Source organism: Pseudomonas sp. 2(2015) (genome assembly GCF_000955865.1).
Lineage (GTDB): Bacteria > Pseudomonadota > Gammaproteobacteria > Pseudomonadales > Pseudomonadaceae > Aquipseudomonas.
On record NZ_JYOF01000003.1, the window covers coordinates 952,061 to 967,005 of the forward strand.

Consider the following 14,945-nt stretch of genomic DNA (forward strand, 5'->3'; position numbering starts at 1 on the left):
ATGTATTGCCGCGACTGCCTGTTACACCGCGTCAGACGCTTTGAACAACGTTGAATAGAACACGCGGAGTATCAATCCCAGGAGCACTGCGGCAATCATTGCGTACTGTCCGATACCACTGACAAACAGATTGACGACCAGAAAGAACGGCAAGAACGAACAAAAAATCAGGTACATCGGCAACCAGGCCAGACGCCGATACCGCAGGGCCCTGGCGACCAGGCCGAGCACGGACGCAAAAACCACACAGGCCAACGCACCGCCCCAGATGCCAAAATCATATACCACAGGCCCGAAGAGCGTCGTGTAAACACCGGGGCGGATAACTCCAGCGCTTAACACATCCTCGATATCACCTTTGCCGAGAGCGGCCATGACAATCTTGGCGGGAATATAAAAACTGTGCAGCCCATAAGTACTTGCGCCATCAACCAATGAGGTGAGATAGAAAAACTCATATAACCCATGGGTGATGTACTGGGAAAAATGGGTCAGCGCATAGACCAGACCAGCGAGCCCCGAACTATCGTTTTGTCCGAGGTAGTCCACCACTTGCGCGCTGGCCGGAGCGAATCGCGCATACCCGGAAAGCTCCATTGATGCCACCGGATCCATGCCCATTTGCTGGGTCCGGATCCAGAAAACCATGCCACCCAACCAAATAAAGGCGATCGCCACCACTACCCCGAGAACCAGATTCCTGAGAGACAAGCGGACATATCCCGTCATCAATGCTGACATTAGCGAAGTCGCCATAAATACCACCAAAATGCTTCGCGAGCCCTGAATCACCATGTCGAACACGGCGAATAATAGGCAGCAAAACAACATCGGAAAATGATACCAACGGCGAGCACCAGCCACGCGCATCATGCAGATAAAGATGGGCAAGAACAGAAAGAATGACGATAACACCCCACCTAACAAGGCAAGACTGCCTGAACCTCCAGAGGCAATCAGCTCACGGTTCTCCATGAAATCTGAACTTAGGTTTCCACCGGCCCGCATAAAGATCCGCTCAATAACACGCAACAGCAAGCCGATACTTCCGAGGCCATAGATAAACCAGACCAGGCGGCTAATCGAACCTGCCTCGCATTCAAAAGTCAGTACCCGCGCCCGCATCTGCCCGCACGCAAAAAACAACGTCAGGAGGAACAGATACACATATGAGAGCAGGATAAAAAGCGACGATGGTCCTGCCTCGTACGAGTAATCAATAGGGGCACACAACCAGATCAACACACAGCACAAACCGCCCCACAGGAAAATCCGATAAGGCGGAAACACCGCGAGCCTTATGAACAATGGTGTCATCGCGACCCCACTTTTAATGCATTTCCTCGGGTGAAGGCGAACAGCCCCAACTTCATTACCCAGCGTAACTGCATTAACACGATCGATAAAAATCCGATAATCCAAGCGAGCGAAACCAGCCACTTGAAGTCAGTGACTCCGAGACAGACACCAATACCTGTGAATGCCAAAAAGGTAGTGCCTCCCATGGCCACACTAAGCGTTTGCAGGCCTGGGCGGGCTGCGCTTCCGAGGACACCCTCCAGACTTGCGCTAGCGGCCCAGAACACCATCACCAATGCCATAGTTGCGATCAGCCAGCGGTCCTCGAATAATGGCCAAGGCAATCCCAATTGCTCCCCGGGGATAAACACAAGCGCCATTGCAATTATCAACGCAGCGAGCCCAACCAGTGTCACACTGGCCATGATCGCCGCGCTTCTGTACTTCACCGCACCGCCGTAAACGCGCTTGAAAAATACAGTATTGATGAACTGGTGAACGACAATCGCGATGGATAGCCAACGGAACACGATCGAGAACGTAGCCACAGCGGTTTCGTCGTCGAGCAGTCCAAGCAAAATTCTTGGCCCCCCCATAAACGCGGCCATTAGGACGCCACCAATCAGAAACTTGTAACTCTGCAGGAGTGCACCTTTCATCGCCCGCACATTCAACGCATCGCGCTGAGGCCGTGGTGAAATCCAGAGCAGAACTCCCCCCATCACCCCACCGCACAGGGTCATGATCTTGACGTAAACATCCAGGAAGTCCATCCCCAGCCAGTGGGCTGCCAGGCCCACTAACAGGGTAAGGTACACTGTGCTTTCGAACAACGACGCCACAGCACCTTTGCCCAATGCTTTCATTCGGGCCGAAATAGCCAACTGCAACACTACAATGGCACTTTGCAGACCAATAACGGTGGCAAAAATTAGCCATTGCTGCGAAGCCAGATAAAACACTGAACAACTCACTACAATGACCACCGTGCTAGCCACAAGGACATAAGCGGTAGCGCTACTGAGGTGTTGCGTCAAGGATCCGCCCAAGGTCCCATACGCGATCACCCCGTGCATACCCAGCGCGAGCACAGGCCCGACTACCATCGAGACCGAAAGCCACCATTCGACAGCGCCGTACTCGCCTGTACTCAAGCTCCAGGCGGCAAAAAACGGCGCGAGCAAGACCGCTGATTTCGACAGCGCAAAAATGCTTGCCTGGGCAAACAGGTGCTTGGCATGTCTGAGCAAGACTAAATCCCCGGTTTCTTGTGATAGACCCGCTCTACCAGCCCTTTGACCTGCACTTTGGAATGGCGAGTCTGAGCTTGCTCATAGTCCAGGGCAATCCAGCGCAAAGGCTGTGCCACATACAGACCGGGTTTTGGCAAGGACTTGGAAACACAAGATGCAGCACCTACAGTCACTCCGTTGCTGATGCTGACCGCAGCATTAATCACCGACATCGAACCGATATACACGTTGTTACCGACCCGTACACTGCCATCCACGCGGAATCGATCAAGCCCTTCAGGCGCATGCATGTAGCCATGAGTCCAGATCTGACTGGCAGACCCCGCCAAAATCGAGTAATCGCCAAAGCGAACACTTCGCGTGCAGTCGACCGTATGCCGCGAGGTGATTTTCGAGTAGATCCCCAGCCTGAAAACAGCTCGCCCCCAGGTCACACCACGGCGTCCCCGGTACACTTTGTTGAAGTTTCCAAGAGCGGCATTGGCCAGCAGAAACACCCAGATGTCGCCTTTGACCTGATTAAAGTATTGGATGTATGAAGCCGGGCGCATCACCAGGCTTTTACAAACGATGTAATTACCATGGCCAATAGAAACGCGTTCACCAAGCACAATCGAATCAGCGCGAATCCAGGAAAATCCGATCCGACAGCCTGATCCAATTTGCCAACCCAATGCGCGCAATATCAGGTTTTTCAGCCCACTGGCAGGCAAACACAGGCCCAATAGCGATGCACATACCTGTTTCATTCGCATCGCTCCGCCACTTGCAGCAAGTTACGCGCAATGGTCTGGACGTTGCTCGGATCAAGAACGCTTGGCAATGATGCAGGGTCAGAAACCAAACCGGTGAACGTCGAGGTGAACAATTTTTTGACCAAGTGCGTTCGGGCGGCGTCATCTGCAAGAGGGAATGCTCCAGACTCAACGTCTCTGATCACCTGCGAAATGCATTCAACGTTTTGCAGTTGAACATATCCAGGCTCACCAGAGAGAATGCCGGGACCGAATTGAACCAGTGGCTTGCGCGAAAGAACCGCTTCCACGGCAATGGTGCCGGTAACGGTGCAGATCATCGTTACGTGCTCAAGCAATTCCCCCATCGCCACTTCGTAAGGTACTGGAACAATGTTGTCCCTGCGCATGACTTGCTCAAGCAACGCGTCATCCAGTTCGTACTTGGTCTTGGGGTTCAACTTGACCAGCAGCTTCCAGTTATCCGGTATCGCCTGGGCCAAGGCGCCGATTAAATCAGCCTGATTGCGGAACGCCTGCCCCCACAAGTCCAGATTGGACTCCGGTTGCATCTGCATGGGGTAAAGCAGGTAGTGTTGTTCAGCTTGCAGATGGAATCGCCCGCTACTTATCTGGGCCCAACGAGCCAGGCGGGTTTTGACCGCCTTGTCCAATCGCCACTTTTTCAGCGGCGACGGCGTATTGAAGCGCTCCCCACTCAGGTAACTTTTTATCAGTGTCAGCCGATTGGGCCAGGATCCATGGATCGGAAACACTCGCCCTGGGTCCGAAGGCAACGAGGGACGCATGTAATCCGGGACTTTCTCCCGCTTGCGTATGGCTTCGGCAAGTGCAAAACAGTCTTCATCGGTCGGGCAATCCGTCGACACACCGATCGCCTCTTTGCTATCCCCTGCATAGATGCTGTAACGCCCGCCCGGATAGCCTGGCATGGACGGGTGGAAAAATGGTACCTGATGCTGCTTGCACCATTCTACCGCCAACAACTCATGAAAAAGCGTAGCCTCCCCAATGACCAAGTCGGGCTTGGCCTGATCCAGCGCCTGCCAGATGGCGGACTTGTAATAGTTGTAATGGGTTGGTTGGCCGCCAAAATAGTTGAGCAAACGATCCGACTTGCATGTACGGGTACAGACTTCATCGTTTGCTAATGGGGTGAGGTTGCTGCCCCGCGGGAACGCGATCACCGTGGCTTGGCCATGGATCGGGGTGAATAGCGGATTCTGCACAACCCAGCGGACAGTGTGTCCATCAGCAATAAACTGCTGCGCCAGCGCATCCCAGAAATAGGTTTTGTACCTATTCTCTACCATTAGAATGTTCATAGGTCAGCAGAAGCCTTTAAGCGCGATAGACTGCGCAGTGGGAAAACCCGTCCCACGATTTTTTTCAACTTGTTCCCAACCATTTCTATCTCCTTGGTCCACGGGTTTGAACCCAGCGTTGACTGCGTCAATCACAGGCCTTCTATATTTGCGAAGTCCACGGGGGTATTGGCCTCTACTGCCGCCTTCACGTATTTACCAACAACGTCATCGAAGTATTTCGGCGCAACACCACGCCCTGGACGGACGCTGCGGATCGCATCGGCGGTAACCACATCACCTGCGGCCAGTGACTTGACGAAGTAGAGCGAGCGACGGAACTGCACATTGCCCTGCTCGCTGGATTTGCGCGCGTAGTTGACGTCACCCAGTGCCGCCCACGCGGTTTTGCTGTCCTGACACAGCGCCTTGAGCTCCAGTGGCTCCAGCGAGAAACTGTCGTCCGGTCCTCCACCCTTGCGATCCAGGGTGAAATGCTTCTCGACGATCGAAGCGCCCAAGGTAACGGCGGCAATCGCAGTGGTGTTGTCCAGGGTGTGATCGGAAAGCCCGGTGACCAAACCAAAACGGCGAACCATGTCGGGAATGGTGCGCAAGTTGTATTCCGCAGCCGGCGCCGGATAGCCGCTGACACAATGAAGAATTGCCAGCTCCTTGCAGCCGCCCTCACGCGCGGCCTCGATCGCTTCGCTGATCTCTTCGGCATCGGCCATGCCGGTAGAAATGATCATGGGTTTGCCAGTGCCAGCCACATATTTGATCAATGGCAGGTCGATTGCCTCGAAGGAGGCAATCTTGTAAGCCGGGGCATTCAGGCTTTCCAGCAAGTCGACGGCAGTAAAGTCAAAGGGCGAACTGAAAATGGTGATACCCAGTTTGCGGGCATGCTCGAACAACGGCTGGTGCCACTCCCAGGGCATCTGCGCCTCCAGATAGAGGTCGTACAGGGTACGGCCATCCCACAGCCCCCCGTGAATGCGGAACTCTTCAGCATCGCTGTTCAGCGTGATGGTATCTGCGGTGTAGGTTTGCAGCTTGACCGCATCGGCGCCGGCTTTCTTCGCTTCCTCGATGATCCTCATTGCTGTTTCGAGCTTGCCATTATGGTTGGCAGACAGCTCGGCAATGATGTAAGGCGCATGCGCGGCACCGATTGCCCGCCCTGCAATGGATATCATCGGATTCATCATTGGCCTCGAATTAATTTATTCAGTTTTTCTTGCATGACATCACGGTGCATATCCCACTCACGGGACAGCAGCGCCAGCCTGTATATATCGACGTACGCGTCGTCCACACGGTGCTGCTCGCGAAAAATACCTTCCACCTGGAAGGCGAACTTCTGGTGAAGCTTGATGACGGCACTGTTGAATGCCAGCACCTCGCAATTGAGCTTGTTCAGCTGCAGCACGTTGAACGCATGCTCCAGCGCGAGAAACTCCATACGGCTGCCAGTGCCCTTGGCGGCATCCGGGGCGGCATAGAACGCCCAGCTGGCATTGGCGCTGTGGGTGTCGATGTCGGTGAAGCCGACAATCCCCGCACCCCCCCCCTGCCACTCGTACATGAAGTACTGCTGGTCCTGGCGCTGCTGCAGGCGTTGCCACCATGCCAGGTGTTCCTGCTCGCTGATTACATGCCGGGTGTACATGTTGGCCCGCACGGCGGGTGCGTTTCGCCACTCAAGCATCAGGCCGACTTCGTCAGCCTCGATATTTCGCAGTTTTCCAAATGCCTGCACGTGTTCAATCCTTTTCCGATTCAGCCATAACCTGCGCGACGACCCGGCAGCCGGAGCCGTCGACAATCTTTCGTGCCTGCTGGCTCATTTGTTCCAACATGGACGGATCCCCACTCGCCTGTTCCAGATACCGGGCAAGGTCGCGGCCCAAAGTCTCATCCAGCGCCAGCGTCAGCACGGCGCCAGTAGCTGCCAGTTGTCGGGCGGCAAATATCTGGTTTTCCGCCAGCACAACCATCAGCGTCGGCAAACCCAGGCAGCAACGCTCCCATGAGGTTGCACCGGCCGCACCGATAGCAAGGTCAGAGGCAGCCATCAGCTCTGCCATGTTGCTGACATTGGTCTTGACCTCGGTGCTGAATGGCAGGGTTTGGGCTTGGGCACGAACCTGTTCGAGCCAGGGCGCGGTAGCCCCCATCACTACGGTTACCCGGGAGATAGTGGCCAGGGAAAGCGTTTCCAGGACCGATAAAATGCGTCCCGTGACGTTGTCCTTATCGACGCCACCCATGGTGATCAACACGTTCCTGAGGGCAAATGCCGCCCGGCGCTGCAGGCTATCGCCCCGCAACGCGGAAAAATCCGGTCGCAGCAATGCATACTGTACACCGCACAGTAACCTGCAGTGCGCAGGCACCCATCGGCAATAATCCTGAGGCGAACGTCCCAACGACTGATCAAGCAACAGGTCGCACTGATGGGCTCGATCGGCTAGGTCGTCTATGACCATCAACTTGCGGGACAACCCCGCAATACTGCCCTCCCATTGCTGGTCCAGAGCGTAATGATCAACAACCAGCCAGTCCGGCCTGATGCTTTCAAGCAGCGCAGCACACGCAGCCGAATCCTCTGCCTGGCTGGCCCCCAGCCAATAACCGTAGATTCCGCGGTCCGCCCCCGGATTGCCGGCAATGCCGGTCACCACTTGCAGCGGATGGACCTGATAGCCGCGGGACCTGATCTGCTCGATCAGATTCCCGGTATGCGCCCGGCAAATGAAGTGACAGTGCGCGCCCTGTGCGGTCAGCTCATCGGCCAGGGTCAGGCAGCGCATGACATGCCCGATGCCAATCTCGACGGAGGCGTCTGCACGGAACACAACTTTCAATCGATCCACCCGCCTACCTCAATGATCTTACGCAGCATCACAACAACCCTGGCAACTTACCCTGAAAGCCCTTTCGCGACTCCTGAGCCGGATCAAGGTTTACCGGTTCATTTCCCGGAACATCCATTCAGCCCGAACCCAATCTTCAAGGGTGTCGATATCCTGGACCCTGTGGCCTGGCAGCACTACCGGTACCGAGCCGGGCCCAAACACGGGCTTGCCCAACCGCCAGGCCTGCGTACGCCCCCAATAGAACTGGCCAGCGTCATGAAAGGTTTCCTGTAGATCTTGCGAGCGGGTATTGAATTGCTCCGGATAGATCATTTCAATCCGGCCCTGGGTGTTGATCCGTACTGCCCGCTGGACAGGAAATGCATAGCGGGTAACGGCAAAGGCAAAATCGCATTGTTCACGGATCAAGGCGTCGAGCCCTGCCTGCAAATCCTCGGGCCTTACAAAGGGTGCCGTTGCGTAAAGGCAGCACAGGTAATCGATCTGCTGCCCGTCCTGTTCGAACCACTCAATGGCATGCTGAATCACCGGCACTGTGCCGCTGTGATCGTCAGCCAGTTGCGCGGGACGGATAAATGGCACCTGTGCCCCGGACTGGCGGGCCACCTCGGCGATCTCCAGATCGTCGGTCGAGACGATCACCCGGTCAAAAACACCGCTATTGAGGGCGGCCTCGATCGACCAGGCGATCATCGGCTTGCCGCAGAACATCTTGATGTTCTTGCGCGCAATACGCTTGCTGCCGCCACGGGCGGGAATGACCGCCAGTTTCATGCCTGCAAGGCCTTGGTCAGTGCAGCGACGACCACGTCCTGCTGAGACTCGCTCATGGTCTGGAACATCGGGATGCTGATGGCGTCCCGGTAATAGGCTTCAGCTTCAGGGAAATCGCCGCGGGCAAACCCCATGGCGGTGTAGTAAGGCTGGGTATGTACCGGAATGTAGTGAAGATTGACTCCGATACCCTGCTCACGCAACGACTCGAAAACCTGGCGATGGGTCTTGTCGATCTTGTCCAGTTGCAGGCGAATCACATACAGGTGCAATCCGGAATAACTGTCTGGATGCTGCCACGGCAGGGTCAGCGGTAATGCTGCCAGCAGTTCATTGTAGCGCGCCGCCAGTTCATGCCGGCGAGCGATGAACTGATCGAGGCGCTGCATCTGGCTCACACCCAAGGCCGCCTGCAGTTCGGTCATGCGGTAGTTGAAACCCAGATCGATCTGCTGGTAGTACCAGGGCCCATCAGCTTCATGGGTCATCTGTTGCGGGTCGCGGGTGATGCCATGGCTGCGCAGCAAGGCCATCTTTTGTGCCAATGCGTCGTCGTTGGTGACCGCCATACCGCCTTCGGCGGTGGTGATGATCTTCACCGGATGGAAGCTGAACACAGTAATGTCACTGTACTTGCCGTTACCGATGAACTCGCCCTGGTATTGGCCACCAATGGCATGCGAGGCATCTTCGATGACTTTGAATCCGTATCGCACGGCCAACGCATGGATCGCCTGCATGTCGCAGGGCTGACCACAAAGATGCACCGGGACCACAACCTTGGGCAGCGTCCCCGCTTGCTCCGCCAGCTCCAACTTGCGCGCCAGGGCTTGTGGGCAGAGGTTATAGGTGCGTGGGTCGATGTCCACGAAATCGACCTGCGCCCCACAGTACAAGGCGCAGTTTGCCGATGCGACAAAAGTAACCGGGGTAGTCCACAAACGATCACCAGGCCCCAGCCCCAGGGCCAGGCAGGCAACATGCAATGCCGACGTTGCACTATTGAGCGCAAGTGCGTGACGCGCGCCTACATGCTGTGCAACCCGCTGCTCGAACTCCGGCACCATTGGGCCCTGAGTGAGAAAGTCGGACTGCAGGACGCTGACGACAGCGTCGATATCAGCCTGGCTGATGTCCTGGCGACCATAAGGGATCATGGCTCAGATGCTCCCGATTTTTTCTTTGTTGATGGTGATCCACTCTTGCAGATCGGCATCACTCATCCACTCCGTGTTGTTGTCACTGGCGTAGACGAAACCTTCCGGCACTTTCTTGCCGTCCTTGATGCGCTTCTCGCAGTTGGCCCAGTCATTGATGACCGGCAGGATCTTGAAGTGCTCGGCATACTCGTAGGTGTAATAAGCGTCTTCAGCACTGATCATTTGTTCATGCAGTTTCTCGCCCGGGCGGATACCGACGACTTTCTGCCGAGCCTCGGGAGCGACAACCCGTGCCAGGTCGGTCACCTTCATGGACGGGATCTTCTTCACATAGATTTCGCCGCCTTCCATATCTTCGAAAGCATGCCAGACCAGTTCCACGCCCTCTTCCAGGGAGATCATGAAGCGCGTCATACGCTCATCGGTGATCGGCAACTCACCCTTGTCCTTGATCGACATGAAGAACGGGATGACCGAACCACGCGAGCCCATCACGTTGCCGTAACGGACCACCGACATGCGCGTGTCATGGCCGCCAGCGTAGGAGTTACCGGCAACAAACAGCTTGTCGGAAGCCAGTTTAGTGGCGCCGTACAGGTTAACCGGGCTGCTGGCCTTGTCGGTGGACAACGCCACGACCCGCTTCACGCCCTTGTCGATGCAGGCGTCGATCAGGTTCATTGCACCATTGATGTTGGTCTTGATGCATTCGAACGGGTTGTACTCCGCAGTCGGAACAATCTTCGTTGCCGCCGCGTGCACCACGTAATCGACGCCATCCAGCGCCCGGTACAGACGATCCTTGTCACGCACGTCACCAATGAAGAAGCGCACGCGGGAATCACCTTCGAATTTCTTCGCCATGTCCCACTGCTTCATTTCATCACGCGAGAAGATGATGATCTTCTTGGGGTTGTACTTGGCCAGTGTCATCGGCACGAACGTGTTGCCGAAGGAGCCGGTACCACCGGTGATGAGAATGGTCTTGTTAGTGAACATGTAACGCGTCCCTATGTAAAATCTGACCAGTTGGTCTTGATGAACTGAATAATGCTGGCCGCGGCCCTTCAAGAAAGCCGTCTGCCGTGCACATTAACTTGAGAAGTAACCATGCCCCTTTCACGGAGCCAGGCAGCGGACCTGCCCGCAGCCCGTACAAGGGCTGCGAACCGGTGTTGACTTACTGGGGATTGCCCAATGGCTCGCCGCCCTTTGCCACCTTCGTCATCCGCAAGACGACAAAGTAACGAATGATCGCCAGCAACACCCCCAACATACCCCCCACGGCCAGGCCCGCTAGAATCATCAGCGACTTTTTCGGCCAGACGGGTTTGAGTGGCTCCAGCGCGTACTGGTCAATGGTGACCAGATTCAAGCGCATCACATCGATATCGAGCTTTTTCAAGCGGGCCATTTCAGAACGCAACGGTTCGATGTTCTGCAAGAACACATCTTCGTTCTCTCGCTGTTTCAATGATTCGATCCGGCGATTGTTCTTCAGCAGCATGAGTTCTTTGCCGATCTGCGCCACCCGCGGGTCGGTGAAGTCATCGGAAGTTCGCTGACGGAGGGCCTTGCGCTCGGCCTCCAGGGCATCGGTACCCATGAAGTACAGCGGGATCTGCTGGTTATTGACCTCAGTACGGATCACATTGCCACCAGACTCGCCTTCGCTGGCCATGGCCGAAGGGGTAGACGGCTTCTTCAAGCCCAGCGAACGGGCGATGCTGATGGCTTCATCCAGCTGGGCGATTCGGTCGGCACGGCGCGCCTTGAGCTGAACGCGCAGTGCCCGAAGTTCATCTTGCAGTTGCGCGCGCGTGAGATTGTCCTTCTCCAGCAGCGTGGCAATTTGTGACTCCTTGCCTGCTTCATATCCAGCACGGGCTGCGTCGAGCTTGCCATCCAGTTCATTCAAGCGGTTCTTGATAATGACCGACAAGTCCGAGGCCACTTGCTGGCGCTCGCTTTCAATGGCGTATTTAACGAAGCCGTTGAGGATCTCGTCACCGTCGACATTCTTTGGATAGCGCAACTCCATGCCAATGTAGGCGCTGAGCAGGTCAACCTTCTTTTTGGGGTCCGGCTGCACCAGCTTGATGGAATTGCGGTTGAACTCTTCGAAAGCTTGTTCGTCGGTCTGGCCAGGCATGCGCAAAGGAGCGAAAAGCTGAGGATTGGCGCGGAAGTAACCCAGGCGCACATCGTAGGAATCAAGCGCGGCGCCGACGCGGGTGAGCGCCTGCTCACGCGGCAGCGAGTAAACACCAGAGCGGTTCAGGGCATCCAGATCGTTGAGCGCAGCAGGGCGCAGCGTGGTGCTGACCTGATACTCGGGAGTGGTGAGGAAGGCATAGGCTCCCGCCGCCGCCCCAACTGCCAGAGTGACAGCAACGATCAGAAATTTCTGCTTCCAGAGGCTTTGAACCACGGCAAAAAAATCGATATCGCTACTTTGGCTTACGGGGGGTATACGGGAAATGCTGGTCACGCACATGCCTGCCTGGTCGAGTAACAATGGCTCCAACGACAAGCGAGGTGTCACCAAAATCCTGGTAAGCAGCGCTCCCTGCCCCATTGACTCGATCCCGGAGAAACTTCCCTGTCATCAGACGAGAAAGGCGCGCATTGTGACAGTTTATGCAAAGGCAAACCACTCTCTGGCCAATCTTTGTAGGAAAAGTTCCCGACCAAAAGGTCGCAAAGCCCAGCAAAATAGGCACTTTTTCGGGTTTGCCCGTCAGAAACAGACAAACGGCAGGCAAGGTATTCCAGCACAATTGATCGACAATATCCTGGCGCGCCAGGGCGGCGCGTTTTGACTCAGGGTGTCGACAGGTACTGCATTTCCAACTCGAGCAGGCCCTTGTTGCGATTCTTGATTCGCTTGGCCGGGATTCCGAAATAGATACCCCAGGCTTCAGTGGATTTGGTCACCAGGGTCATCGCCCCGACAGAACAGCCATCCTCGACGTTGACTCCGGGCACTACGATCGAGGAGGTGCCGATGATCACGTGACGACCAAGTCGGACCGCGGCCTTGGTTTCGCCCTTGAACTGCGCGGGGACCGTGGGATTGGTCATGGTCTTGCCGGAATAGTCATCGGACTGGGCAAATACATGACAGCCATAGGCCAGGCCGGAAAAATCTTCCAGGGTGATACCTGGCTCGCCCCCGGCAACATTGCAGAAAACGGCGATATGCACATTGCGACCGATCGACACCTTACCGGAGACGACACAGAAATCGTCAATTCGGGAGTTATCGCCGATCTCGATCTGGTCGCAGTTGTAAATAGAGGCCTTGTCACTGATCAGTACGTTGGAACCCAGTTTCTTGAACCCTTTTGACGCCAGTTCAGCAGGTGTAAGGAATGCCATTAACGCCTCACCGTTTTATACGCTTCACGAAGAACCACCCTATCAACACTCCCAGATGAAGACAAGGCAGCGCGCGGCTCACAATTTAATGGTACAGATCACGGATCCAGGCGGCGCTGCTGATAGATCCAGTCGACAATTTCACCGTCCGGCGTATAGCCACTAACGGTTTCACGCAGCAACTGGCGAACCCGCCCGTAGTCATCACCGGCAACCGCCGCCAGTAACCGGTGCAGACGCTCCTTGAGCGTCTCCCAAGGCAGATGATCTTCGGCAGCGCTCATGATCATCGGGTGTCGGGTAGCAACGACGTTGTCACCGATCAGCAATTCTTCATAGAGTTTCTCGCCTGGACGCAGCCCGGTGAACTCAATAGCAATATCGCCGTGCGGATTCTTTTCAGAACGCACGCTTAGCCCGGAAAGGTGGATCATTTTTTCCGCGAGTTCGGCAATGCGGACCGGCTCGCCCATGTCCAGCACGAACACATCCCCACCCTGCCCCATGGAGCCGGCCTGGATAACCAACTGGGCCGCCTCGGGGATGGTCATGAAGTAGCGAGTGATCTTCGGGTGGGTGACCGTCAGTGGCCCGCCCGCCTTGATCTGCTTGTGGAACAACGGAATCACCGAGCCTGACGAGCCCAGCACGTTGCCGAACCGCACCATGGTAAAACGCGTCTTGTTGACCTGAGAGACTTTGTCCGAGTCACCAAACAGAACCGGCGCGAGCTCCTGGCTGAGCGCCTGCAGGGTCATTTCCGCCAGACGCTTGGTACTGCCCATGATATTGGTGGGACGAACCGCCTTGTCCGTGGAGATAAGGACAAAGTTGGCAACTCCGGCCTGCAATGCGCTTTGCGCCGTATTGAGCGTGCCGATGACGTTGTTCAACACGCCTTCGGCGATATTGTGCTCAACCATGGGAACATGCTTGTAGGCTGCAGCGTGATACACCGTATCGACACTCCAGGTCTTCATGACATCCAGCAACTGCGCCTGATTACGGATGGAGCCAAGAATAGGCAAAACCCTTACCGGCAACGAAGACCTGCTGATGGTCTGCTCCAGCTCGCTGAGAATGGTGTAGAGGTTGAACTCACTGTGCTCGAACAACAGCAAGGTAGTAGGTTGCGACTTGAGGATCTGCCGGCACAGCTCCGAACCGATCGAACCACCGGCCCCGGTCACCATTACCGACTGCCCCTTGATGCAACGTTCGATCAGGTCATCCTGTGCCGGAACCGCGTCGCGGCCCAGCAGGTCGGCGATATCCACTTCCTGGATATCATCGACCTTGACCCGGCCACTGGCCAGATCCATGAAGCCGGGCACACTACGCACATGCAGCGGGAAGCCTTCCAGGTAACTGAGTATCTCCCGCCGGCGCGCGCGCGTGGCAGACGGAATGGCCAGGAGAATCTCCTGGGCGCCGGTCATATCGACCATGCGCTGGATATGCTTGGACTTGAAAACCTGCAGACCGGAAATCGTCCGGTCAGTGATGCTGGCGTCATCATCGATGAATGCAACCGGACGCATCACCTTGCCCATGCGCAACGCGGCCACAAGCTGGTTGCCCGCAGCCCCGGCACCGTAGATGGCTACCTTGGGCAAACCATCGTCACGGTTGGTAAAAGGTACATTCTGAATGCCCGCGAACCAGTCACCGAGAAAATACTGACGCATGGCCAGGCGCAAGCCTCCGACCATGATCAGACTCAGCCACCAATAGTTGAACACGATCGAACGGGGGATCACGACTTGATGGTTGCTGTACCAGTAAACCGCTACGCCCAGTATCAGCGAGGACAGGCTCACCGCCTTGATAATGGTCACCAGCGCATCGTTGCCGAAGTAGCGCATCACCGCACGGTACATGCCGAAACGGATAAACAGCGGAATGGCAATCAACGGCGCGGTAACAAATATCCACAGGTGCGTGGTGAAAGGGTTGATGGCTTCTTCAATACCCAGGCGAACGACAAACGCCATCCACAGCGCAATCCAGACCAGTACCACGTCTGCCGCGACTTGAATCAACCGTTTGTAACGGCGCGGCAATGAAACCAGCCAGAGCCGTAGCCTATCGTATTTCACCATCTTCAAACTCCACTACGCCTGAGCCGACACTGCCA

The 14,945-nt window shown here is 56.0% G+C and carries 14 protein-coding genes; 1 reads left to right on the plus strand and 13 read right to left on the minus strand.

The window, feature by feature from the left end; genetic code table 11:
* Nucleotides 1-21: 21 nt before the first annotated feature.
* The 11 genes from UB48_RS07305 to UB48_RS07355 form a co-directional block, all read right to left on the minus strand.
* Nucleotides 22-1,317 (minus strand): hypothetical protein, encoded by a 1,296-nt coding sequence (locus tag UB48_RS07305; RefSeq protein ID WP_045195333.1) that lies wholly within the window; start codon nucleotides 1,315-1,317, stop codon nucleotides 22-24.
* On the minus strand, nucleotides 1,314-2,549 hold the full coding sequence (locus tag UB48_RS07310; RefSeq protein WP_045195336.1) for a hypothetical protein: 1,236 nt from the start codon (nucleotides 2,547-2,549) through the stop codon (nucleotides 1,314-1,316). The genes UB48_RS07305 and UB48_RS07310 overlap by 4 nt, the downstream gene beginning before the upstream one ends.
* 2 nt (nucleotides 2,550-2,551) lie before the next feature.
* Entirely contained in the window at nucleotides 2,552-3,301 is a 750-nt protein-coding gene (locus tag UB48_RS27075) for a hypothetical protein (RefSeq protein WP_143013266.1), read from the minus strand.
* On the minus strand, nucleotides 3,298-4,632 hold the full coding sequence (locus UB48_RS07320; RefSeq protein ID WP_156160179.1) for a hypothetical protein: 1,335 nt from the start codon (nucleotides 4,630-4,632) through the stop codon (nucleotides 3,298-3,300). Before UB48_RS07320 ends, UB48_RS27075 begins: the two co-directional genes overlap by 4 nt.
* A 131-nt stretch (nucleotides 4,633-4,763) precedes the next feature.
* A complete protein-coding gene (pseI, locus tag UB48_RS07325; protein ID WP_052676496.1) occupies nucleotides 4,764-5,822 on the minus strand; it encodes a pseudaminic acid synthase in 1,059 nt (352 codons plus the stop codon).
* Complete coding sequence (gene pseH / locus UB48_RS07330; RefSeq protein ID WP_275559188.1) at nucleotides 5,819-6,373, minus strand: UDP-4-amino-4,6-dideoxy-N-acetyl-beta-L-altrosamine N-acetyltransferase; 555 nt, start codon at nucleotides 6,371-6,373, stop codon at nucleotides 5,819-5,821. The genes pseI and pseH overlap by 4 nt, the downstream gene beginning before the upstream one ends.
* Nucleotides 6,374-6,377: 4 nt before the next feature.
* On the minus strand, nucleotides 6,378-7,490 hold the full coding sequence (gene pseG / locus UB48_RS07335) for a UDP-2,4-diacetamido-2,4,6-trideoxy-beta-L-altropyranose hydrolase (RefSeq protein WP_275559190.1): 1,113 nt from the start codon (nucleotides 7,488-7,490) through the stop codon (nucleotides 6,378-6,380).
* A 90-nt stretch (nucleotides 7,491-7,580) separates the two neighbouring features.
* A complete protein-coding gene (gene pseF, locus UB48_RS07340; protein WP_045195343.1) occupies nucleotides 7,581-8,267 on the minus strand; it encodes a pseudaminic acid cytidylyltransferase in 687 nt (228 codons plus the stop codon).
* Nucleotides 8,264-9,424 (minus strand): UDP-4-amino-4,6-dideoxy-N-acetyl-beta-L-altrosamine transaminase, encoded by a 1,161-nt coding sequence (gene pseC, locus UB48_RS07345; RefSeq protein ID WP_045195345.1) that lies wholly within the window; start codon nucleotides 9,422-9,424, stop codon nucleotides 8,264-8,266. Before pseC ends, pseF begins: the two co-directional genes overlap by 4 nt.
* A 3-nt stretch (nucleotides 9,425-9,427) precedes the next feature.
* The gene (pseB, locus tag UB48_RS07350; protein ID WP_045195347.1) at nucleotides 9,428-10,426 is read right to left on the minus strand and encodes a UDP-N-acetylglucosamine 4,6-dehydratase (inverting); all 999 of its coding nucleotides are present in this window, start codon (nucleotides 10,424-10,426) and stop codon (nucleotides 9,428-9,430) included.
* 181 nt (nucleotides 10,427-10,607) lie between these two features.
* Nucleotides 10,608-11,918: a Wzz/FepE/Etk N-terminal domain-containing protein gene (locus tag UB48_RS07355; protein WP_052676505.1), complete on the minus strand. Its 1,311-nt coding sequence runs from the start codon at nucleotides 11,916-11,918 to the stop codon at nucleotides 10,608-10,610.
* Here UB48_RS07355 and UB48_RS27955 point away from each other — a divergent pair.
* Nucleotides 11,908-12,249 (plus strand): hypothetical protein, encoded by a 342-nt coding sequence (locus UB48_RS27955; RefSeq protein ID WP_177329135.1) that lies wholly within the window; start codon nucleotides 11,908-11,910, stop codon nucleotides 12,247-12,249. The genes UB48_RS07355 and UB48_RS27955 overlap by 11 nt on opposite strands.
* 1 nt (nucleotide 12,250) lies before the next feature.
* Here the strand turns inward: UB48_RS27955 and UB48_RS07360 are convergent, their stop codons facing one another.
* Together UB48_RS07360 and UB48_RS07365 are read right to left on the minus strand one after the other, a co-directional pair.
* Nucleotides 12,251-12,808 (minus strand): O-acetyltransferase, encoded by a 558-nt coding sequence (locus UB48_RS07360; RefSeq protein WP_045195351.1) that lies wholly within the window; start codon nucleotides 12,806-12,808, stop codon nucleotides 12,251-12,253.
* Between the two features lie 98 nt (nucleotides 12,809-12,906).
* A complete protein-coding gene (locus tag UB48_RS07365) occupies nucleotides 12,907-14,910 on the minus strand; it encodes a nucleoside-diphosphate sugar epimerase/dehydratase (protein WP_045195352.1) in 2,004 nt (667 codons plus the stop codon).
* Nucleotides 14,911-14,945: the final 35 nt, after the last annotated feature.

Excerpts from the sequence above, each read along its gene's own strand:
- UB48_RS07305 (WP_045195333.1), bottom strand. The coding sequence starts at position 1,317 with ATGACACCATTGTTCATAAGGCTCGCGGTGTTTCCGCCTTATCGGATT.
- UB48_RS27075 (WP_143013266.1), bottom strand. The coding sequence starts at position 3,301 with ATGAAACAGGTATGTGCATCGCTATTGGGCCTGTGTTTGCCTGCCAGT.
- UB48_RS07320 (WP_156160179.1), bottom strand. The coding sequence starts at position 4,632 with ATGAACATTCTAATGGTAGAGAATAGGTACAAAACCTATTTCTGGGAT.
- pseI (WP_052676496.1), bottom strand. The coding sequence starts at position 5,822 with ATGATGAATCCGATGATATCCATTGCAGGGCGGGCAATCGGTGCCGCG.
- pseF (WP_045195343.1), bottom strand. The coding sequence starts at position 8,267 with ATGAAACTGGCGGTCATTCCCGCCCGTGGCGGCAGCAAGCGTATTGCG.
- pseC (WP_045195345.1), bottom strand. The coding sequence starts at position 9,424 with ATGATCCCTTATGGTCGCCAGGACATCAGCCAGGCTGATATCGACGCT.
- pseB (WP_045195347.1), bottom strand. The coding sequence starts at position 10,426 with ATGTTCACTAACAAGACCATTCTCATCACCGGTGGTACCGGCTCCTTC.
- UB48_RS27955 (WP_177329135.1), top strand. The coding sequence starts at position 11,908 with ATGCTGGTCACGCACATGCCTGCCTGGTCGAGTAACAATGGCTCCAAC.
- UB48_RS07360 (WP_045195351.1), bottom strand. The coding sequence starts at position 12,808 with ATGGCATTCCTTACACCTGCTGAACTGGCGTCAAAAGGGTTCAAGAAA.
- UB48_RS07365 (WP_045195352.1), bottom strand. The coding sequence starts at position 14,910 with ATGGTGAAATACGATAGGCTACGGCTCTGGCTGGTTTCATTGCCGCGC.